This is a genomic window from Thermococcus camini (genome assembly GCF_904067545.1).
Lineage (GTDB): Archaea > Methanobacteriota_B > Thermococci > Thermococcales > Thermococcaceae > Thermococcus > Thermococcus camini.
Genome location: NZ_LR881183.1, coordinates 882,163 through 900,646 on the forward strand (window position 1 = coordinate 882,163; position 18,484 = coordinate 900,646).

Sequence of the window (18,484 nt, forward strand, 5' to 3'; positions counted from 1 at the left end):
TTTCCCGGTGGCGGCTCGGATTTTTGACGAACCCATGCAAAAACCTTATTAGGGCCGTTTCGATAAGCATCTTAAGGTGATACCATGAGGCCGAAGGTGGCCGTTCTCTTTAAGATGAAGAGCAAGCCCGTTGAGGAACTCAAGAAGTACGCAGACGTCGAGTTCATCCTGTATCCAAGCGTCGATGAGCTCAAAGAAAGGATAGAAGAGTTTGATGGCGTCATAATCTCCCCGCTGAACAGGTTTCCGCGCGAAGTCATCGAGAGGGCCGAGCGGTTAAAGGTGATAAGCTGTCATTCCGCCGGCTACGACCACGTTGACGTTAAGGCCGCAACGGAGAGGGGAATATACGTCACCAAGGTTGCTGGTGTCCTGAGCGAGGCCGTTGCGGAATTTGCCGTTGGACTGACCATAGCGCTCCTCAGGAAGATAACCTACTCAGACAGGTTCATCCGTGCCGGGAAGTGGGACTCCCACAGAACCGTCTGGAGCGGATTCAGGGACATAGAAACGGTCTATGGAAAAAAGGCAGGAATTCTCGGAATGGGTGCCATAGGAAAGGCCATAGCGAGGAGAATGAAGGCCATGGGGACGGAGATACTCTACTGGTCCCGGTCAAGGAAGCCCGATATTGAAAAGGAAGTCGGAGCTATCTACAAGCCCCTTGAAGATGTTCTGCGGGAAAGCGATATCGTGATTCTGGCCCTGCCGTCCACACCGGAGACGTACCACATCATCAACGAGGAGAGGCTGAAGCTCCTTGAAGGCAAATACCTCGTCAACATCGGGCGCGGGACGCTGGTAGACGAGAAGGCCCTCGTGAAGGCCCTCAAAGAGGGTAAACTAAAGGGCTACGCAACGGACGTCTTTGAAAACGAGCCAGTTCAGGAACACGAGCTGTTTAAGCACGAGTGGGAGACCGTTCTAACGCCTCACTACGCGGGTCTCTCAAAGGAGGCCATGGAGGATATGGGCTTCCAGGCGGTTAGAAACCTACTCGCCGTTCTCAGGGGGGAGGTCCCGGAGGCGCTCGTGAACCGTGAGGTGGTTGAGATACGCTCCCCAGAGGACGTTAAGATGCTTTAAGGTGGTCGTGATGCTTGTTGAGGAGCTGAGGGAAATAACCGGGATCCCCGGTATTTCGGGCTACGAGGAAAGGATCCGGGAAAAGATAGCTGAGTGGCTTGAGCCATACGCCGACTATACGGTTGACACCATTGGAAACCTCGTCGTTGAGCTCGGTGAGGGTGAGCTCAAGGGCATCTTCATGGCCCACATGGACGAGATAGGGCTCCTGATAACGGGTGTAAGGCCTGACGGAAAGCTTACCTTCAGGAAAATCGGTGGAATAGACGATAGGCTCCTCTACGGCAGGCACTTCGAGGTAATTACCGAAAACGGGAAGCTCGACGGCGTTATCGGGGCACTTCCGGTGCACCTGAACCTTGAAAGGAAGTTCGACACGGTCCCCTGGAGCAGGCTGGTCATAGACATCGGCGCCGAGAGCAGGGAGGAGGCGGAAGCCCTCGGCGTTAAGGTTCTCGACTACGCGGTCTTCAAGAAGCACTTCGCGGTTCTTAATAACCGCTATATTTCTACGCGCTCTCTGGACGACCGTTTTGGAGTCGTTGCTCTGGTTGAGGCGATAAAGGATCTCGTTGACCACGACCTCGATGGAAAGTGGCTCTTCGCCTTCACCGTCCAGGAGGAGATAGGCCTCAAGGGAGCAAAGTTCTTGGCGGAGCACTACACCCCAAAGTACGCCTTTGCCGTCGATTCATTCGCCTGCTGCGGTGAGATAACCGGAGACGTAAGGCTCGGCGGGGGAGCGGTAATAAGGGCCGTAGATAACTCCGCGATTTACACGAGGAAGCTCGCTAGAAAGGTTGCCGAGATAGCGTCGAGGAACGGCATCCCTCTCCAGGTGGGCGTTACTGGCGGCGGAACGGACGCGTCGGTCTTCCAGGACAGGAGCGAGGTCTTGGCTCTGAGCGTTCCGATAAGGTACATCCACAGCGAGGTCGAGACCCTTCATCTGGCCGACCTTGAGGCGCTGATAAAGCTCATAGAGGCGATAACACTGGAGATGTAAGGTCTATGAGTCAGCTATGAGCAGAAAATGCGAAGAAGCTCGTAGGGGTGTTTAAGAAATGATCGCCTTTGGTAAGGTTCGCGCTCATTTGCCGTCAGGCACTCTTAAGGAAGCGAACAATGGAAAGGTTACAGGTGGGGGAAGGCCCCATCTCATGAGAAATCACGGTTGTATAAAAAGCTTTCCGCGAGCGCTTTCGAAGAAAGGGCTCTGGAGGTGATTCCTTGCTAAAATACATCGGCTACTTCGCAGTTGGAGTCTTTATCGGTATTTTGGCAGCGTTATTCGGCCTTGGAGGGGGTTTTCTGATAGTCCCCACGCTCAACTTCCTCGGCGTTGAGATACACCACGCCGTCGGAACTTCCAGCGCGGCCGTCGTCTTCACATCCCTCAGCTCGGCGATAGCCTACCACCGGCAGAGAAGAATACATTATAAGGCCGGCCTTCTCCTGGCCTCAACGGCTGTAATCGGGGCGTACATCGGCGCTTGGATGACTTCCTTTATAAGCGCCGGCCAGCTGAAAGTCATATTTGGCCTTGCCTTAATCGTTGTTGCAGCCAGGATATACCGGAAGAAGACGGCCGAGCCGAGCGAGGTTAGGCTTGAGGAAGTTGAGGTCAACTACAAGCTCGTTCCATTCGGTGGCTTCTTCGCGGGAATATCCAGCGGTCTCCTCGGCGTTGGAGGGGGCATAATCAACGTACCTTTCCTGACGTACCTCGGCCTGCCGATACACTACGCGGTAGCAACTTCTAGCTTTGCGATAGTCTTCACCGCAACCGCCGGAGCGCTCAAGCACTACGCCATGGGCAACGTTGAAACCCAGTGGCTGGTCCTCCTCGTTCCGGGGCTCATAATCGGCGCCCAGCTCGGCGCGAGGATAGCGAAGCGGACGAGGGCGTCTTCCCTGAAAAAGGCCTTCGCGGTCGTTATGGCCCTCCTTGCCCTGAGGATGATACTGAAGGGCCTCGGCCTTCCGGTTCCATGAGCTTCTCTTCTTTTCTTGCTTTTATGTATGCAGCCAGCAGGATTGCGGCAATTATTATCATCACCACCCATGCAACGGCTAGGGGACGATCGTAGGGGTAGTAGAGGTCGCCGGTGAGCGCGTAGGGCAGAGAAACGGGAAGGAGCATTATCGACAGGACAAAGCCAATGAGCCCTCCGATCACAAAAAGCACTATGTTCCCGCTTCCGTAGCCCATTTCGCCTCCGAGGGCAAGCTCAGCGCGATAACCGATTATAGTTGCTAAAACCACAATAACGGTAGCCAGAATAATGTTTGCGCAACCCAGTTTTTCGCGTTTCCACTCGTACAGGCCGTATGCAATCACCAGAAGCAATCCTCCGGCAGAAGAGCTGAGCCAGACCGAGAGATCCTTGTAGAAGCCGTAAGGAGCGTCCCAGTTGGCGAAGGCTATCGAACCCGGCTGGGTGAGGACGAAGGCAAGTGTCACCATGAGCCAGAACCTGAGCTCTGCGGCCCTCACACAACCACCGGAGAATTTTTAATGCCATCCCTAAAAAGAGTTCCCATGCTGGGTTACTTCCTCGATTTCCTCCTCGGCATCGGCATCGGTCTAATAGCCGGTCTCTTTGGGGTCGGCGGGGGATTCCTCATAGTCCCTGCCCTCGTCTTCCTCGGTCTTCCCGTACACGTTGCAATAGGGACGAGTCTAGCCTGTATAGTCCTCAGCTCCCTCTCGGCAGCGGTAACTCACATCAGGAAGGAGGCGGTTTTATACCGGGTCGTCTTCCTTAAGGAGGCGTTCTCTGTCCCGGCGGCACTTCTGGGTGCTTACCTCTCCTCCCTGCTGCCGGAGAACTATCTTAAGGTTCTCTTCTCTGGGATTCTCCTTTACCTCGCTTTTCAGATGTGGCGGGGGAATGCGTCATCACATTCGAAACCGGGGGAACTCAAAACATCCCGCGTGTCCCTGGTTGGCGTCCTCTCTGGCCTTACCTCGGGCCTCTTGGGAATCAGCGGTGGGATTCTCAACGTGCCCCTCTTTCACTCCTACGTTGGAATACCAATGCGCTACGCGGTCGGAACATCGAGCTTTGCCCTTTTCTTTACAGCACTGGCAGGTTCAATCGGACACTACCGCCTCGGACAGGTTGACCTTCACACCGCACTGCTCTTGGCTCCTGGCCTCATAATCGGGGCCAGAATCGGTGCCCTTCTCGTCCACCGTCTCCATCCCGGGCACTTGAGGAGGGCTTTCTCCGCCATCCTCGTGATCGTTGCAATCAGAATGCTCCTGTGAAGGTTCCACCGGAGATGCCTCTACGAAGATTTATTAGGTCCTCCCCCAAAATCCCCTGGGTGAGGAAATGAGGGAGCTTTTCAAGAGGGTAAAGGAGGAGTTTGGAGTCGAGATAAGGAATGAAAACGACATGACGAACGCGTGGAAGCTCGTTGAGATGCTCAAGGAAAAGGGCTGGGTGGTGTACATCATCACCGCAAGGGGACGCGAGCAGGTCGATGCGTGGCACCCGAACTACGGGAGTTTGTACGCCCAGTTTGGCGAGATTCCGTATTTTACGAGCGTAGTTGAGGGTATATGCGTCACAGCCCTTCGTGTGGGGGAGCTTGAAGCCAATGGAACGCTCTGAAACGTTCGTTTCGTCGGAGTCCTCAAATAGGTTTGGGGCGTAGCGTTCATTGGTGATGCCCATGAAGGGGACGAAGGGCTTTGCACTGGCCCTGGCAATATTGCTGGTTGGAAGCGTGATACCTCTGGGACTGGCGGAAGCCGAGGGCACGAGCAACGCCACCGAGAGCTACACAGGAGTCCTCGACAACAGCACCAGGGAGATGGTGATAGCGGGTCAGCTGATTGACCAGCTTCAGAGGCTGAGCAGGTTCGCCGAAGATAAGATAGAGCCTATAAAGGACAGGCTACCCGAGAACTCGACTGTACTAACCCACTACGAGCTCGCTGAGGACTACAGGGAAAAGGCGGTGAGTGAATACGAGGCCGGCGACTACTACAGCTCGATACTCGACAGCCTCACAGCAATGCACCACTACAAGGTTGCCCTCTCGGCACTTAAGGAAGGCAGAGAAAAGGCTCAGGATGTAAGGGAACGCATCAAACTGGAAATCGAGCGTGCCAGAGAGTACTTCAGGTTCGTTGAGAAGACCATAAGGCTGGCGGAGAACCAGGGGATAGACGTGAGCAACCTCACCGCACTTTACAACGAGACCAAGGATGCCTATAAAGTTGTACTGGATGACCTTAAGGCCGGAGACTACGAAAAGGCGAGGGCAGACTATGAAGTCGCCAAGGAGAAGAAGGCCCTTCTCGACAGAGAGCTGAGAAAGGTCCGCGAGGAGCTCGCCTATGCCAACGCCGATAAGATCGTCAAGGACTTCCTGATCAAGGGTGAGAAGGGAATGGAGATAGCTCAGAAGGCAATCGAGGTCGGGGAGAAGAACAGCTACAACGTGACGGAGCTCCGGGAGAGGCTCGATGCCTTTTCGGAGGTTTACAGTCAGGTCAAGGCCCTCGCGGACGAGGGCAGGTGGGAGGACGCCCTCACAGTCATGAAAGACAACAGGGAAACAATAATTGAGTTCCACAGGGCTGTTGAGTTCGTACTCAGGAAGGTTCGCGAGAGGGAGCTCGATGAAAAGCTAAAGGACGTCCGCGCTTTCCTTATGGAGATGAACGGCAGGATCCAGAAGGATGCAAAGGCGCTCCGCGAGCTCAAGAGCAGGGGGGTCGACACCACCCGGGCAGAGATCCAGCTGAAAGTAGCTATCCAGGAGCTCAGGATAGGCGTCGAGCTTCTAAAAGCGAAGAAGCCCCTCCAGGCCAGGGCACACTTTGCAATAGCGCTGGAGGTGCTCCACAGGGTGGATGAGTTCATTCTAAGGCACTCCTGACCTTTCCTTTTTAGCTTAGGGAGGGATGCTTAAATGAGACTCACAGTTGCGGCCCTCATGCTGATAACGCTCATCCTCTTGCCCAGGGTTAGTTCCTATACCGTTTCATCCCTGGTTTTGACGGTTTACAATGACGGCTACACCAAGGTTGAATATGAAATCCTACCCTCGGAGTATTCATCCCAGGTTGAACTCCCCCTCCTCGGAGACCATTACGAGAACGTTATCGTCGAGGACGGGAACGGAAATCCCCTCAACTTCAGGCTTGAGAACGGAAGCCTTCTCATCTATTCCGGGAACGCTGAAGTAGTCAAGGTCTCCTACTACACCCCCGACCTGACCGTGAAGCAGGGCATGGTGTGGACGCTTAACATTGCGACCAACGATTCCTTCACAGTTGTGCTGCCTGCAAACGCCATAGTGGTTGACCTGAGCGACATACCCCTTGAGATAGCGGGGAACTCGATAACCATGCCCCCCGGAAACCAGAGCGTTTCCTACACGCTCAGCGGAAGAGGAGCCGGCAGCGAGGGTGGAGCGGGGAGCTCGGAGTATCTGCCAGTCCTGGGAGGCCTCGCGGTAGTCGGGGGCTCTGCCTACGCCCTATGGAGAAAGAAAAAGGGTCAGAGCTCAATGCCAAGCCGTGAGGAGTTCCAGGCCAGGCTTGGGAACCTCGACCTCAACGAGGAGGAGAGGCGTGCGCTGCTCTACCTCTTCGATAGGGGCGGAAAGGCCAGCCAGGCTGAGGTCAGGGAAGCGATAGGCCTGCCCAAAACCACCGCATGGAGGATGTTCAAGCGCCTTGAGAGGAAGGGTCTGGTGAAGGTTCTTAAGGGCAGGAAGGAAAACTGGGTGGAGCTGAGGCTTTAGACGGGTCTTTGTTTGGGACTTCCTTTTAATTTCAATCTTCGTTCCTGACGGGGGTGAAATCCTCTAAGGCCTTGGGGCGTGATTAACGAAAGTTATTGACATGGTATAATACGTGGATTATAACTTTTTTATGAGTCGTAAAGTTGGCATTAAAGCCCAGTGGGGTATTCAATGAACATCTTGTCCTCCTCAAACCTAAACCCTGTTTTGAGAAGCCTTTCAAACATGCACCATCAACACGAAAAGGGGAGAAGAAAGAATCACATTATCCTTGAGCCGAGCTTTACCTCTTTGTCCGGCATCAGCAGAGCCACGTTCTCGCCGTCGTCAGCCGCTAAGAGCATTCCCTGGCTTTCCACACCGCGAAGCTTCTTGGGTTCGAGGTTCGCTATGATGACGACGTAGTGGTTGAGCAGCTCTTCCGGCTTGTAGTACTTCTTAAGCCCAGCAACGAGCTGCCTGACCTCGTCGCCAAGGTCAACCTTGACCACGTAGAGCCTGTCGGCGTTGGGGTGGTCCTTGACCTCGATTATCTTTCCGACCCTCAGGTCGAGCTTGGCAAAGTCATCAAAGCTTATGTACTCCACGCTTTCACCACCTTTCTCCTTTTTCTTCACTTTCCCCTTCTTCGAGGCCTTTCCGGCCTTTTCGGCTTTGGCCTCCAGCTCATCACCGTAGATGCTCTTAAGGATTGCCCTCGCTTCCTCCTCACTCTTGAAGCGCTCTAAAGCCACTTTCACGACATCGTCCCGCTTGTAGTATTTGTTGAGGAGCAGTCTCGCGCTCTCCGGATTGCCCCTGGCTATGTAGTTCACGATGAAGTAAATTATGTCCTCATCGCTCACCTTCTTGAACATCGGGGTGGCCTTTCTAACGCGGTGCCCGGCCGGAATCTCGGTGAACTCCCAGCGCTTGAGCTCCTCAAGGTTGAGGAGGTGCCATATCCTCTCGCCCGCATCTGGAAGGAACGGCTCAAGGAGGATCCCGAGGGCCTTGACTATCTGGAGGGAGATGTTTACCGTAGTGGCCGTCCTCACGCGGTCGGTTTTGGCGGTCTTCCACGGCTTCTGGTAGTCGAAGTAGCGGTTGCCGAAGATTGCCAGCTCCATGACCCTCTTCAACGCGTCCTTGAACTTGTACTGGGCTATCAGCTTTCCGGTCTCCTTAAAGGCCCTCTCAATCTCCTCGAAGGCCTGCCTGTCGAGCTCATCGAGCTCGCCTCTCTCCGGCACGGTTCCGTTGAAGTAGCGGTTGGCGAAGGTCATCGCCCTGTGGACGAAGTTTCCGAGGTTGTTTACCAGTTCTTCGTTTATCTTGCTCTTGAAATCTGCAAAGCTGAAGTCGCTATCGCGAGTTTCGGGCATTATCGCGGTGAGGTAGTAGCGGAGGTAATCTGCTGGAAACGCATCGAGGAACTCATGGACCCATATCGCCCAGTTCCTGCTGGTGGAGAACTTCTTGCCCTCAAGGTTGAGGTATTCATTTGCAGGGATGTCGTACGGCAGAAGCCACTCGGCCTCGACTTCCCCGTCCCTGTATTTGCCATACGCGAGGAGGAAGGCGGGCCAGAATATCGCGTGGAAGGGCACGTTGTCCTTGCCGATGAAGTGGATTACCTTAGTTTGGCCGTCGAGGTTGAGCCAAAACTTCTTCCACTCGTTTTCTCTGCTGAGCTTCTTCAGGTGCTCGATGGTGATCGAGATGTAGCCTATAGGCGCCTCAAACCAGACGTAGAGCACCTTTCCCTTAACGTCCTCATCGTCGAGGGGGACCGGAATACCCCAGTCGAGGTCGCGCGTTATGGCCCTCTCCTCAAGGCCCTCCTTTATCCAGCCGAGGACAGTGTTCCTGACGTTTGGCTTCCAGTGTTCCTGGCTTTCGACCCAGGCCTTAAGCTTCTCTTCGAAGTCCTTCATCCTTATGTAGTAATGGGCTGAGTCCTTGAAGGTTATTGGATTACCGCAGATGTTGCACCGCGGGTTAATGAGTATCTCCGGCGTAAGTGGGTGCCCGCAGACCTCACACTGGTCTCCCCTCTGGTTCTCGGCACCGCAGTAGGGGCAGGTGCCTATGACGTACCTGTCAGGCAGGAACATCTTGTCGTGCTCGCAGTAGGCCTGTTTCGTGACTTTCTTGACCAGGTGACCGTTTTCTAGTGCTTTTAAAAAGAACTCCTGGCTGATTCTATAGTGAACCGGAAGCTCGGTTCTGCCAAAGTAGTCGAAGCTTATCTTTGCCCTCTCGAAGGTCGTCTTTATGTGTTCGTGGAACTCATCGACGATTTCCCTGGCACTTCTTCCCTCTTTGAGAGCACGGAATGTTATCGGAGTCCCATGTTCATCGGTTCCACAGACGAAGAGCACTTCATCTCCCTTGAGCCTCAGGTAGCGAACGAAAATGTCCGCTGGTAAATACGCTCCTGCCAGGTGTCCCGCGTGAATCGGCCCGTTAGCGTAAGGGAGTGCAGATGTTACCATGTACCTGACCATTTTAACCACCGTCCCGGCAATGGGTTTAGGGCCTTATAAGGACTTCGCGTTAAAAACATTACGGTAGGTTATTTTTAAATGGCCAAAATATGTTGAGTTATGCATATCCACGGACCAAAGGTTTTAGTTTGGATGGCATCCACGACCGGTGGTGAGCATCATGAAAGCCAGAATCATCGAGCGCTTCAAATTCGAGGCGGCCCATGCCGTTGTAATCAACGGAAAGCCTGAAGAGATACACGGACATACGTTCAGGCTTGAAGTGGCGGTCGAAGGAGAGCTTAAGAGGGGCTACGTGATGGACTTTCTCGAGCTGAGGAGAATCGTGAACGAAATCATCGGGAAGCTTGACCACAGAAACTTAAATGTTCTCTTCGAGAACCCAACGACCGAGAACGTCGCCCTGTGGATAGCGGAGGAGATTGAAAAGAGGCTTCCCAGTGGCATAAGGCTCCAGAGGATAGTCCTCTGGGAGGGCGAGGAGAACGGGGTGGAGTTTGAGTTCTGAGAAACATTTTTATCCCCCAATGTGGAAGTTAGCAATGGTGAACGGAATGTCCGAGGTTACTTCAGAACGGATGTTAAAGCTGTATTCTCATCTTTTCAAGGAGGCTCTTGAACTTAAGAAGCTTATCGAGGTGAAAAAAAAGGAAGTCAGACCCGGAATGTTTGGGAAGGGGAGCGCTGAGGAGTTCAAAAGGTATAGGCTTGAGGTGTACGAGCGGTGATTTTTATAGACTCAAGCGTTCTCTACAACTACCTTATCGAAACCAGCCTTACCGAATACGCCGTTGATGTTCTTGAGTCTCGAGAGGGGAAACTAACTTCAGACACCGTCGTTGATGAGTTATTTTATGCACTCATCAGGAAGCTTGGTGAGAAGGAGTACAACGCAAGGTCAATCTGGAAAGTTAAGGAGCTTCTCAGGAACGACGCAGAGTTCAGGAGACGCGCTTCTGATGTCATATCGGACATCTTAGCACTTATTGACGCAAAAGATATTTTACTGGTTTCTGACTCCCGGGACTGGCTGACCGTTGCCACGTTCGTTCATGATTACTCCCTCCTTCCCCACGACGCCAGAATTCTCGCCACGGCCTTGGAATACAACTGTGACAAGCTTGCCGCCCTCGATGAGGACTTTGGAGCGGTAAAGGACATCATCAAGCTCGTTCCGAAGGGATTCTGGGAAGAGTAGGAGGCAATATCTCTAATAGAAGGGTTTACTGAGAATGTGGAATTCGAAGAGTTCAAATGGGATGAGAAGACACATTTTGCAGTCATCCGTACCTTTCATACATGCATATTTCGGAGTTGACTTTTTTCTTTTGCAAGCCTCGCCCTTTAGGGCGGGGTACAGTGTTCGAGAATTTGGCTCTTGAGCAGGAAAGCAACACTTTTTTAAAGCATAAAACCCATACCATACTTTGAAATGAAGCGTTCAGTAACGGTTAAACTTCAACCATCAAAGGCGCAGGAGAAAATCCTCTTTGAGTTAGCTTACGCTTCAGCAGTAATTTGGAACAAGCTCAACTACCGAAGGCTCAAGCAATTCAGGGAATTCGGCAAAATCGACTTTAACGGGACGGAAAAGGAAGCATACCACGAGTTCAAAAACTGGATTGGTGGCTCAACAGTTCAACAGTTGGCCAGAAAGAACGCTGGAAGCTGGAGGAGTTTCTTTTCCCTCAACAAGAAGAAAAAGAAGGAAGAACTTCCAGAATGGTTCAAGCCAAGACCGCCCAAATTCGTTAGGGAAGAGAACGGCAGAAAAATCTTTGCAATTCCATTAAGGAACGACCAGTATCGGATTAAGGGAAACGTTATTGAATTGAGGAGACTTGGTAAGTTCGGAATACTCAAAATCCAGTTCAAGGGGAGAATTTACCTCAAGGGAAAGCAGGGGAGGTTGGAAATAACTTACGACCCGGTAAAGCGGAAGTGGTACGCTCACATCAGCTTCTCCAAAGTTGAGGAGAAACTTGAGGGCGAGGAATGGGTTGCACTCCCGAGAACGCCAAAAGGAAGCCTTTCCGCGGGGATTGACTTGGGAGTGAACAATTTGATGACCGTTTATGTGGAGAACGGGGAAAGCTTCCTCGTGAATGGGAGGCCATTGAAGTCAATAGCATTCTACTGGCAAAGAAAAATAGCAGATTACCAGTCCAAACTCAATAAGAGTGGGGCGAAAACGAGCAGGAAGCTTAAGAGAATGCACGAGAAGGCGAAACTTCGGGCGAAGCATTACATTAACACGGCAGTAAGAGGGGCTGTCAGAAGGCTTTATGATTTGGGAGTTTCTAAGATTGTCGTCGGTTATCCCAAGGGTATCGCCAGAAACTCTGAGAAGGGAAAGAAACAGAATTTCATTCTCTCTCACGTGTGGCGGTTTAATTATGTCATTAAGAGACTCAAAGAAGTGGCCGAGGAGTATGGTATTGTTGTTGAAGTCGTTGATGAGGCTTTCACTTCAAAAACTTGTCCCCTCTGCGGCCAACGCCACTCTGACGGGCGGATTTTTAGGGGTTTGTTTAAGTGCCACAGAGAGGGCGTTGTTATGAATGCTGACCTTGTGGGAGCTTTTAATATTTTGAGGAAGGTTAAAGCTATAACCCCGAGCCTGCCTGCTCTGGCGGGTAGGGGTAACTGGCTCAAGACCGGGCCAGAGGGGTTCGAAGAACCCTTTTCAAGGGTTGCCCTGATGAGAACTCCTCAAACCTCCCCACCTTTAGGTTAGGGGGTTCTCCAGTGAAACCCCCGCCCTTCAGGGCGGGGAGGAGGTCAGCACCGGGTGGTATGGCGAACCCCCAATGATAATATTCCACAGCTGAAAAAGAAGCTTGAAACACTAATTTAGTTCCCCTTCGCCTTAACTTCCCTCACGCTCTCTGTGAGCGCCATTCCGTTGGTTCCTTTCTCGAAGGAGAGGCCATCAGGCAGCGACACCTTCACCGGCACGGTCCTTTCCTTCTCCTCGCTCGGAGACCAGCTTATCAAATCGCCCCTCTCAACGTCGAGCGTTTTTATCAGTCCCAGGGGCCCTTCTATTATGTACTTGGCCGGATCTTTTGGAGAGTAAAGCCGCCATTTCCGGGCGGTTTTGAAATCAACCACCCGTCTCGCTGAATCGAGCCAGATGACGTCGATATCGCTCAGCATGAAGAACATGTGAATAGAAGCGTTAGCCTTCGTCTCGGCGGGAAGAACGAAGACCAGAGCGTAGTTGATGTTTCTAACCAGCATTAATCCTCTAAAGCGCTTAAAGAAGCTGTCCGCCAACTTGACAGGCCCATGCCATATTCGCTCCTTGGTCTCGTTGATGAGCATGGTAAGAAATGAGGGGCGCGGGTTGATAAGTTTTTGGGAAAATAAAATGTCAAAGTTCACCTGACTTGGCCTTCTCCCCAAGTTCGAAGCCCTTCCTCAATGCCCTCAGGTTTATCTCCTCCGTTCCCTTCGGCACAGCGTCCAAAACGGCCTTCTCTATGGCCTCCCTGCTCACGACGCCGGTCCATGCCGTCAGGATTCCGAGGGTGAGAATGTTCATCGTGAGGCTTAAACCGGTGGTTTCCTCGGCTATCTCCGTGAGCGGTAGCGAGACCACCTCAAGCCCCTTCTCAAACTCGATGTCCCTGTGTGGAATGAGCTCCTCCTCGACTATTATCCTGGCACCCTTCCTGACGGTGTGGAGGTACTTGTTGTAGGCCTCCTGGGAGAAAAAGACGGCGCAGTCAGGATTGAGGGTCTTGGGGTAGTCTATGGGCTCGTCGCTGATGACTACCTCTGCCTTGCTCGCCCCGCCCCTCGATTCCGGCCCGTAGGCCTGCGTCTGGACGGCGTAGAGGTTCTCGTAAACGGCCGCTGCCCTGCCAAGGATGACACTGGCGAGGATAACTCCCTGACCGCCGAAGCCGCTGAAGAGTATCTCCTTCCTCATTCCTCCCACCCCATCATCTTCTTGGCACGCTTCTTGTAGGCTTCGTACTCCCTCACGAGACCGGGCCTGTCCCTGTCGGCGAATTCACCTATGACGATCTTGCCCTCGAGCTCCTCTGGAGACATTTTCTTGGCCTTCGCGAGCGGGACGGTTATCTTCTGGTACCAGCGGAGAAGTTCCGGAGCGGTCTTCATCCTGTTCCTCCTTCCGAAGCTTATCGGGCACGGCGAGAGGAACTCGACGAGTGTGAAGCCCTCCTTCTGGAGAGCCTTCTTTATACTGTTGATTCCCTGGAGGTAGTTGAAGACACTCCATCTCGCCACGTAGTTGGCTCCGGCAGAGACTGCCAAGTCAGCTATGTCGAAGGGGTTCTCGAACTGGCCGTACGGCGCTGTGGTTCCGCGCAGACCCTTCAGAGCTGTTGGCGCTACCTGTCCACCTGTCATTCCATAGGTGAAGTTGTTGATGAGTATCACCGTAACGTCAAGGTTTCTCCTGATGGCGTGAATGAAGTGATTCCCACCGATGGCTGCGGCATCTCCGTCGCCCATGAAGGCGATTATCTTGAGGTCCGGATTGGCGAGCTTTATGCCGGTGGCAAACGCTAAAGCCCTTCCGTGGGTCGTGTGCAGGCCGTCGAAGTTGACGAATCCCGGAACGCGGGAGGAACAGCCGATTCCGCTGACCCAGACTATCTCGTCCGGGTTCAGCTTTAAGTCATCTATCGCTCGGAGCGTGTACTGTAAAGCTGAGCCTATTCCACAGCCCGGGCAGAATATCGTGGGGAGCATGTCCTTTCTCAGGTACTTGTCGCGAATATCGTAAGCGGATTTCAGGTACATTCAGCCCACCACCCTCTCGACTATCTCCATCGGAGTGTGAACCTCGCCGCCTATCTTCGCTATCAGCTCGACCTCAGCTTTCCCGTTCGCCCCTTCCTTGACGAGGTGGTAGAGCTGTCCGAGGTTCATCTCCGGGACGTATATCCTCTTCACCTGCTCGGCAAGCTCCTCAATCATCTCGAAGTCAAAGGGCCATATCGTGTTGAGCTTCAGCAGACCGGCTTTAACGCCCCTCTCGCGGAGAATCTTGACGGCCCTTACCGCCGAGCGGGAAACGATGCCGGTGCTTATTATCGCCACCTCGGCATCATCGAGCTCAAAGGCGTCGTAGGTTATGATGTCCATCTTGTTGCGCTCCAGCTTTTCGATTATTCTTCGTATGAGCTTCTCGTGAACCTCTGCATCTACCGTCTTGGGCCTTCCGCGCTCGTCGTGCGTCAAACCTGTAACGTAGGTTCTGTACCCCCTTCCGAATATCGGCATCGGCGGCACGCCGTCACCGTGTATGTCACCGAACGGGAACTTCGCCTCCTCCTCGTTGGCGGGGAGCTTCCTCTCGACCAGCTCGATTTCCCCAGGCAGGGGAATGTAAACTCTCTCGCGCATGTGGGCTATCTCGGCGTCGGTGAGAAGAACGACCGGAGTCCTGTACTTCTCGGCCAGATTGAAGGCCCTTATCGTCAGGTCAAAGGCCTCCTGGACGGTTGAGGGACTGAGGACTATGAGCGAATGGTCGCCGTGAGTTCCCCAAATGGCCTGCATTATGTCGCCCTGCGCCGCCAAAGTTGGCTGGCCCGTCGACGGACCGCCGCGCTGGACGTCCACGACAACGACCGGGGTTTCAGTCATTATCGCGTAGCCGAGGTTCTCCTGCATGAGGCTGAACCCTGGCCCGCTAGTTGCAGTCATGGCCTTCGCCCCGGCCCAGGAGGCGCCTATTATCGCCGCCATGCTGGCCAGCTCGTCTTCCATCTGTATGCTTACCCCATCAACGAGGGGCATGTAGAGCGCCATCGCCTCGAATATCTCGCTTGCGGGCGTTATCGGATAGCCAGCGTAGAAGCGACAGCCGGCTAAAATAGCGGCCCTCGCTATGGCCTCGTCGCCCTGAATGAAGTCGCTCTTACCAACAGGGAAAGGGTACCTCATCTGCATCCCTCCTCATAGCCAACCCTGAAGGCTTTGATGTTTATCTCCTCCGTTCCCCTGGGAACCCTCCTCCTTATGGCCTCCTCGACGCTTTCCTTCTTCACAACGCCGGTTTTCGCCACGAAGTAACCTAAAGCCACCATGTTGACAGTGAGTGCCAGACCTGTGTTCTCCTCAGCCAGGCGCGTGAATGGGGCACCGATGTAGTCCCTATCGGGCTTAACCAGGTCGGTGTCTATAATCAGCAGTCCATCCTTTCTCAGCTCGTCCTTCACCGTGTCGTAGCCGAGCTGGGCGAGTGCGACGAGAACGTCCGCCTCGGTGACTATGACGTCGTAAATCGGCTCCCTGGATATTATTACGTCCGCTATGGAGTGGCCGCCCCTGCTTGCGGAGCTGTAGTCCTGGGTCTGGACGACGTTCAGCCCCTCTATGGCGGCGGCCTCGCCGAGTATGACACCGGCTAGAACAACGCCCTGGCCTCCTATGCCTGCAAACCTAACCTGCATACGTCACACCCCCAAGTCGAGGTATTTCTTTGTGAACTCCAAAAACTCACGTGCGGACTTTAAGACGTCACTGGCCTCTTTTTCGGTGTATTCAACGAACACATCGTAATCCGCTGTGTGCCTCATGTTCAGGGCCTTTGAGTAGGCGGTAAAAAGTCTCGCCGGCATCTCTCCGCTTTTAACGAACTCCTTCCCAAGCTGGGCGTGGACACCGGCGTGGCTTTTTGGAGCAATCCCCTTTGAGAGAAGCAGTGCCCTGGCACAGTAGAACATCGAGTAATAGGCACTCGATACGGCAAACCCGTAGTGACCGTTTGAAATCAGCTCTTCTGAAGCTTTAAGCCGCTCCTCGGCTTTTCTGATCAGGGCGTCTATCTCTTTCATACTGCGACCCCCTCCTTCAGTGCGCTCATGTAGATGCTGTCCCTTCTTGAGTGAGGCACTATCATAACCGAAACTCCAAGTTCAATGGTTAGCTCTGCGCTGAGCTTTCCAACGATGTCCCAGTCCTCTGGATTGACCCTATCAAGAACTACCATAACGTCAAGGTCGCTCTCCTCATTCCAGTCTCCCCTCGCCCTTGAGCCGAAGATTATCACTTCCTTTACCCTCTCACCGAAGGCTTCCCTGATTTTTCTGCCAATTACCTCAAACATCCCCCTCACCCTTAAGGCCGAAGTGCTCCTGAACCTCGTCTATGAGCTTGTTAAGCTCCGTGGTGAACTCCGGCCTCTCCCTGTTGACTATCTCCCCTATGACGAACTTGCCCTCAAGCTCCTCCGGGCTCATGTTCTTAGCTTTGCTGACCGGGACCGAGTTCTTGAGGAACCACCTGAGCATCTCTGCCGGCTCCTTCATCCTGTTCCTCCTTCCGTACTGGACTGGACACTGGGAGATGACCTCAACGAGCGAGAAGCCCTTAACAGTTAGGGCCTTCTTTATGCTCTCGATGAGCTGGTAAACGTGGGCAGTTGTCCACCTTGCCACGTAGCTCGCCCCTGCAGAAGCGACGGTCTCGGAAATCTGGAGCGGGTGCTCTATGTTCCTGTACGGACTGGTGGTTGTTTTAGCGCCGAAAGGTGTCGTTGGGGCCACCTGCCCGCCCGTCATTCCGTAGATGAAGTTGTTCACGAGTATCACGGTTATGTCGATGTTTCTTCTTGCCGCATGCAGGAGGTGATTTCCGCCTATGCTGGCTAAATCACCGTCGCCGCTTATGACGACGACCTTCTTGTCCGGCAAACCGACCTTGACGCCGGTGGCAAAGGCTATCGCCCTTCCATGGGTGGTGTGGAGGGTATCGGCAAGGAAGTACGGCGAGGCTATCCAGGCGGAGCAGCCTATTCCGCTGACGACTACTAAATCCTTTGGGTCAAGCTTGAGCTGGTCTATCGCATTTGCAAAGGCGTTGAGGACCGTTCCACCGCCGCAGCCGGGACAGAGGGCCGTTGGTAAGGCCTCCTTGCGGAGATACTTGACCATCGGGTAGGTGGAGTATATCTTCTTCGCCATCAGGCAACACCCCTTATCTCGCGGAGGATTTCCTCAACAGTCAATGGAACACCGCCGATTTTGTTCACACCTTTGAGGAGAACGTCGTCGTTGACGTAGCGCTCGACCTCTATTATCATCTGCCCGAGGTTCATCTCTGGAACCAAAATCGCTCTAACGCGCTTTCCGAGTTCCCTCATTTTCTCTCCCGGGAACGGGTGGACTGTCTTCGGCACGAAGAGGCCGACCTTTATTCCCTCTTCTCTTGCCTTAAGAACCGCTCCGAGGGCTGGTCTCGCGGTAACACCCCAGCCGACTATGAGGATTTCCGCATCTTCTGTGAAGTGCTCATCATAGCTTTCGTAAACCTCGCGGTTCTTCTCGATCTTGCGGTGGATTCTCCTCACGAGTTTATCGTGAACCTCTGGCGTGTAAACGTCCCTCAGGCCGGTTTCCTTGTGGGTCGAACCGGTGACGTGGGTGAAGTAGCCGTGGCCGAAGAGCGGCATCGGAGGAACGCCGTCACCGTGAGGGTCGCCGAAGGGGAGCTTAGCCTCTTCCTCGTTCTCCGGAAGCTTGCGATAGGTTATCTCAACCTCAGAAACGTCCGGAATCTTTATCTGCTCCCTTGTGTGAGCTAAAACGCCATCGAAGAGCACCACAACGGGGGTTCTCAGCTTCTCGGCGATGTTAAATGCCCTTATCGTCTCCCAGAAGGCGTCCTGTCCGCTCGTCGGAGAAACGGCAACGATTGGGTGGTCCCCGTGCGTTCCCCACCTGGCCTGGAAGAAGTCGCCCTGCGCTCCCTTGGTCGCCTGTCCGGTTGATGGGCCGCTCCTCTGAACATCGACAAGGACGAGCGGGGTCTCGGTCATTACTGCATAACCAAGGTTCTCCTGCATAAGGCTGAACCCGGGGCCAGCTGTTGCTGTCATGACCTTGAAGCCCGTCCAGGAGGCGCCTATCATAGCCGCTATGCTTCCAATCTCGTCCTCCATCTGGAGGTAGTAGCCACCGAGCTTTGGCAGTTCTCGAGCCATGGTTTCGGCTATCTCGCTGGAGGGGGTTATCGGATAACCCGCGTAGAAACGGCAGCCTGCGAAGAGAGCGCCGTAAGCTAATGCCTCGTTGCCTTGCATGAAGTAGTTGCCGGGTTTGTAGAGCTTTCTAAGGAGCCTGACTTGCTCAGGCTCGTCACCACGGATGATCATG

22 protein-coding genes are annotated in these 18,484 nt (G+C 53.7%); 11 read left to right on the plus strand and 11 right to left on the minus strand.

Annotated features, from left to right (window positions below; genetic code table 11):
• Positions 1-84 precede the first annotated feature (84 nt).
• The 3 genes from TIRI35C_RS04760 (at position 85) to TIRI35C_RS04770 (ending at position 3,081) form a co-directional block, all read left to right on the plus strand.
• Positions 85-1,086 carry a 2-hydroxyacid dehydrogenase gene (locus TIRI35C_RS04760; protein ID WP_188201941.1) on the plus strand — a complete coding sequence of 334 codons (1,002 nt, stop codon included), beginning with the start codon at positions 85-87 and terminating at the stop codon, positions 1,084-1,086.
• Positions 1,087-1,096: 10 nt separating this feature from the next.
• Positions 1,097-2,092, plus strand: coding sequence for a M42 family metallopeptidase (locus TIRI35C_RS04765; RefSeq protein ID WP_188201942.1), 996 nt, complete (start codon positions 1,097-1,099; stop codon positions 2,090-2,092).
• Positions 2,093-2,316: 224 nt separating this feature from the next.
• Positions 2,317-3,081, plus strand: coding sequence for a sulfite exporter TauE/SafE family protein (locus TIRI35C_RS04770; RefSeq protein WP_188201943.1), 765 nt, complete (start codon positions 2,317-2,319; stop codon positions 3,079-3,081).
• Here TIRI35C_RS04770 and TIRI35C_RS04775 read toward each other — a convergent pair.
• Positions 3,023-3,583, minus strand: coding sequence for a hypothetical protein (locus tag TIRI35C_RS04775; RefSeq protein ID WP_246454684.1), 561 nt, complete (start codon positions 3,581-3,583; stop codon positions 3,023-3,025). The two genes, TIRI35C_RS04770 and TIRI35C_RS04775, sit on opposite strands and share 59 nt — an antisense overlap.
• 45 nt (positions 3,584-3,628) lie before the next feature.
• On the opposite strand from TIRI35C_RS04775, the gene TIRI35C_RS04780 reads away from it, so the two are divergent.
• From TIRI35C_RS04780 to TIRI35C_RS04795, 4 genes are all read left to right on the plus strand, one after another.
• Positions 3,629-4,360, plus strand: a complete 732-nt coding sequence (locus tag TIRI35C_RS04780; RefSeq protein ID WP_188201944.1) for a sulfite exporter TauE/SafE family protein — start codon at positions 3,629-3,631, stop codon at positions 4,358-4,360.
• A gap of 67 nt (positions 4,361-4,427) precedes the next feature.
• Positions 4,428-4,709, plus strand: coding sequence for a hypothetical protein (locus TIRI35C_RS04785; protein WP_188201945.1), 282 nt, complete (start codon positions 4,428-4,430; stop codon positions 4,707-4,709).
• A gap of 61 nt (positions 4,710-4,770) precedes the next feature.
• On the plus strand, positions 4,771-5,985 hold the full coding sequence (locus TIRI35C_RS04790; RefSeq protein ID WP_188203034.1) for a coiled-coil domain-containing protein: 1,215 nt from the start codon (positions 4,771-4,773) through the stop codon (positions 5,983-5,985).
• A gap of 33 nt (positions 5,986-6,018) precedes the next feature.
• The gene (locus TIRI35C_RS04795) at positions 6,019-6,855 is read left to right on the plus strand and encodes a helix-turn-helix transcriptional regulator (RefSeq protein ID WP_188201946.1); all 837 of its coding nucleotides are present in this window, start codon (positions 6,019-6,021) and stop codon (positions 6,853-6,855) included.
• A 260-nt stretch (positions 6,856-7,115) separates the two neighbouring features.
• Here the strand turns inward: TIRI35C_RS04795 and metG are convergent, their stop codons facing one another.
• Positions 7,116-9,344: a methionine--tRNA ligase gene (gene metG / locus TIRI35C_RS04800; protein ID WP_188201947.1), complete on the minus strand. Its 2,229-nt coding sequence runs from the start codon at positions 9,342-9,344 to the stop codon at positions 7,116-7,118.
• 160 nt (positions 9,345-9,504) lie between these two features.
• Between metG and TIRI35C_RS04805 the strand changes: the two genes are divergently transcribed.
• The 4 genes from TIRI35C_RS04805 (at position 9,505) to TIRI35C_RS04820 (ending at position 12,081) form a co-directional block, all read left to right on the plus strand.
• Complete coding sequence (locus TIRI35C_RS04805; RefSeq protein ID WP_188203035.1) at positions 9,505-9,852, plus strand: 6-pyruvoyl trahydropterin synthase family protein; 348 nt, start codon at positions 9,505-9,507, stop codon at positions 9,850-9,852.
• A 37-nt stretch (positions 9,853-9,889) separates the two neighbouring features.
• Complete coding sequence (locus tag TIRI35C_RS04810; RefSeq protein ID WP_167891997.1) at positions 9,890-10,072, plus strand: hypothetical protein; 183 nt, start codon at positions 9,890-9,892, stop codon at positions 10,070-10,072.
• A complete protein-coding gene (locus TIRI35C_RS04815) occupies positions 10,069-10,542 on the plus strand; it encodes a PIN domain-containing protein (RefSeq protein WP_188201948.1) in 474 nt (157 codons plus the stop codon). Before TIRI35C_RS04810 ends, TIRI35C_RS04815 begins: the two co-directional genes overlap by 4 nt.
• A 234-nt stretch (positions 10,543-10,776) precedes the next feature.
• On the plus strand, positions 10,777-12,081 hold the full coding sequence (locus tag TIRI35C_RS04820) for an RNA-guided endonuclease InsQ/TnpB family protein (RefSeq protein WP_188201949.1): 1,305 nt from the start codon (positions 10,777-10,779) through the stop codon (positions 12,079-12,081).
• A gap of 116 nt (positions 12,082-12,197) precedes the next feature.
• Here TIRI35C_RS04820 and TIRI35C_RS04825 read toward each other — a convergent pair whose 3' ends face one another.
• The 9 genes from TIRI35C_RS04825 to TIRI35C_RS04865 are packed head-to-tail and all read right to left on the minus strand — an operon-like array spanning position 12,198 to position 18,483.
• Positions 12,198-12,671, minus strand: coding sequence for a DUF192 domain-containing protein (locus TIRI35C_RS04825; protein ID WP_188201950.1), 474 nt, complete (start codon positions 12,669-12,671; stop codon positions 12,198-12,200).
• A gap of 49 nt (positions 12,672-12,720) precedes the next feature.
• Complete coding sequence (locus tag TIRI35C_RS04830; protein ID WP_188201951.1) at positions 12,721-13,281, minus strand: 2-oxoacid:ferredoxin oxidoreductase subunit gamma; 561 nt, start codon at positions 13,279-13,281, stop codon at positions 12,721-12,723.
• Entirely contained in the window at positions 13,278-14,123 is an 846-nt protein-coding gene (locus tag TIRI35C_RS04835; protein WP_188201952.1) for a 2-oxoacid:ferredoxin oxidoreductase subunit beta, read from the minus strand. The genes TIRI35C_RS04830 and TIRI35C_RS04835 overlap by 4 nt, the downstream gene beginning before the upstream one ends.
• On the minus strand, positions 14,124-15,272 hold the full coding sequence (locus TIRI35C_RS04840; protein ID WP_188201953.1) for a 2-oxoacid:acceptor oxidoreductase subunit alpha: 1,149 nt from the start codon (positions 15,270-15,272) through the stop codon (positions 14,124-14,126). It lies immediately after the preceding gene.
• A complete protein-coding gene (locus tag TIRI35C_RS04845; protein WP_188201954.1) occupies positions 15,269-15,781 on the minus strand; it encodes a 2-oxoacid:ferredoxin oxidoreductase subunit gamma in 513 nt (170 codons plus the stop codon). The genes TIRI35C_RS04840 and TIRI35C_RS04845 overlap by 4 nt, the downstream gene beginning before the upstream one ends.
• Positions 15,782-15,784: 3 nt before the next feature.
• Positions 15,785-16,165 carry a HEPN domain-containing protein gene (locus TIRI35C_RS04850; protein ID WP_188201955.1) on the minus strand — a complete coding sequence of 127 codons (381 nt, stop codon included), beginning with the start codon at positions 16,163-16,165 and terminating at the stop codon, positions 15,785-15,787.
• A complete protein-coding gene (locus TIRI35C_RS04855; protein ID WP_188201956.1) occupies positions 16,162-16,437 on the minus strand; it encodes a nucleotidyltransferase family protein in 276 nt (91 codons plus the stop codon). The genes TIRI35C_RS04850 and TIRI35C_RS04855 overlap by 4 nt, the downstream gene beginning before the upstream one ends.
• Complete coding sequence (locus TIRI35C_RS04860) at positions 16,430-17,293, minus strand: 2-oxoacid:ferredoxin oxidoreductase subunit beta (protein ID WP_188201957.1); 864 nt, start codon at positions 17,291-17,293, stop codon at positions 16,430-16,432. The genes TIRI35C_RS04855 and TIRI35C_RS04860 overlap by 8 nt, the downstream gene beginning before the upstream one ends.
• Positions 17,293-18,483, minus strand: a complete 1,191-nt coding sequence (locus TIRI35C_RS04865; RefSeq protein WP_188201958.1) for a 2-oxoacid:acceptor oxidoreductase subunit alpha — start codon at positions 18,481-18,483, stop codon at positions 17,293-17,295. The genes TIRI35C_RS04860 and TIRI35C_RS04865 overlap by 1 nt, the downstream gene beginning before the upstream one ends.
• Position 18,484 lies beyond the last annotated feature (1 nt).

Bases quoted from the DNA above. Each gene is read 5' to 3' on its own strand.
- TIRI35C_RS04760 (WP_188201941.1), top strand. From the start codon at position 85: ATGAGGCCGAAGGTGGCCGTTCTCTTTAAGATGAAGAGCAAGCCCGTT.
- TIRI35C_RS04765 (WP_188201942.1), top strand. From the start codon at position 1,097: ATGCTTGTTGAGGAGCTGAGGGAAATAACCGGGATCCCCGGTATTTCG.
- TIRI35C_RS04780 (WP_188201944.1), top strand. From the start codon at position 3,629: ATGCTGGGTTACTTCCTCGATTTCCTCCTCGGCATCGGCATCGGTCTA.
- TIRI35C_RS04785 (WP_188201945.1), top strand. From the start codon at position 4,428: ATGAGGGAGCTTTTCAAGAGGGTAAAGGAGGAGTTTGGAGTCGAGATA.
- TIRI35C_RS04790 (WP_188203034.1), top strand. From the start codon at position 4,771: ATGAAGGGGACGAAGGGCTTTGCACTGGCCCTGGCAATATTGCTGGTT.
- TIRI35C_RS04795 (WP_188201946.1), top strand. From the start codon at position 6,019: ATGAGACTCACAGTTGCGGCCCTCATGCTGATAACGCTCATCCTCTTG.
- metG (WP_188201947.1), bottom strand. From the start codon at position 9,344: ATGGTCAGGTACATGGTAACATCTGCACTCCCTTACGCTAACGGGCCG.
- TIRI35C_RS04805 (WP_188203035.1), top strand. From the start codon at position 9,505: ATGAAAGCCAGAATCATCGAGCGCTTCAAATTCGAGGCGGCCCATGCC.
- TIRI35C_RS04820 (WP_188201949.1), top strand. From the start codon at position 10,777: ATGAAGCGTTCAGTAACGGTTAAACTTCAACCATCAAAGGCGCAGGAG.
- TIRI35C_RS04825 (WP_188201950.1), bottom strand. From the start codon at position 12,671: ATGCTCATCAACGAGACCAAGGAGCGAATATGGCATGGGCCTGTCAAG.
- TIRI35C_RS04830 (WP_188201951.1), bottom strand. From the start codon at position 13,281: ATGAGGAAGGAGATACTCTTCAGCGGCTTCGGCGGTCAGGGAGTTATC.
- TIRI35C_RS04835 (WP_188201952.1), bottom strand. From the start codon at position 14,123: ATGTACCTGAAATCCGCTTACGATATTCGCGACAAGTACCTGAGAAAG.
- TIRI35C_RS04840 (WP_188201953.1), bottom strand. From the start codon at position 15,272: ATGAGGTACCCTTTCCCTGTTGGTAAGAGCGACTTCATTCAGGGCGAC.
- TIRI35C_RS04845 (WP_188201954.1), bottom strand. From the start codon at position 15,781: ATGCAGGTTAGGTTTGCAGGCATAGGAGGCCAGGGCGTTGTTCTAGCC.
- TIRI35C_RS04850 (WP_188201955.1), bottom strand. From the start codon at position 16,165: ATGAAAGAGATAGACGCCCTGATCAGAAAAGCCGAGGAGCGGCTTAAA.
- TIRI35C_RS04855 (WP_188201956.1), bottom strand. From the start codon at position 16,437: ATGTTTGAGGTAATTGGCAGAAAAATCAGGGAAGCCTTCGGTGAGAGG.
- TIRI35C_RS04860 (WP_188201957.1), bottom strand. From the start codon at position 17,293: ATGGCGAAGAAGATATACTCCACCTACCCGATGGTCAAGTATCTCCGC.
- TIRI35C_RS04865 (WP_188201958.1), bottom strand. From the start codon at position 18,483: ATGATCATCCGTGGTGACGAGCCTGAGCAAGTCAGGCTCCTTAGAAAG.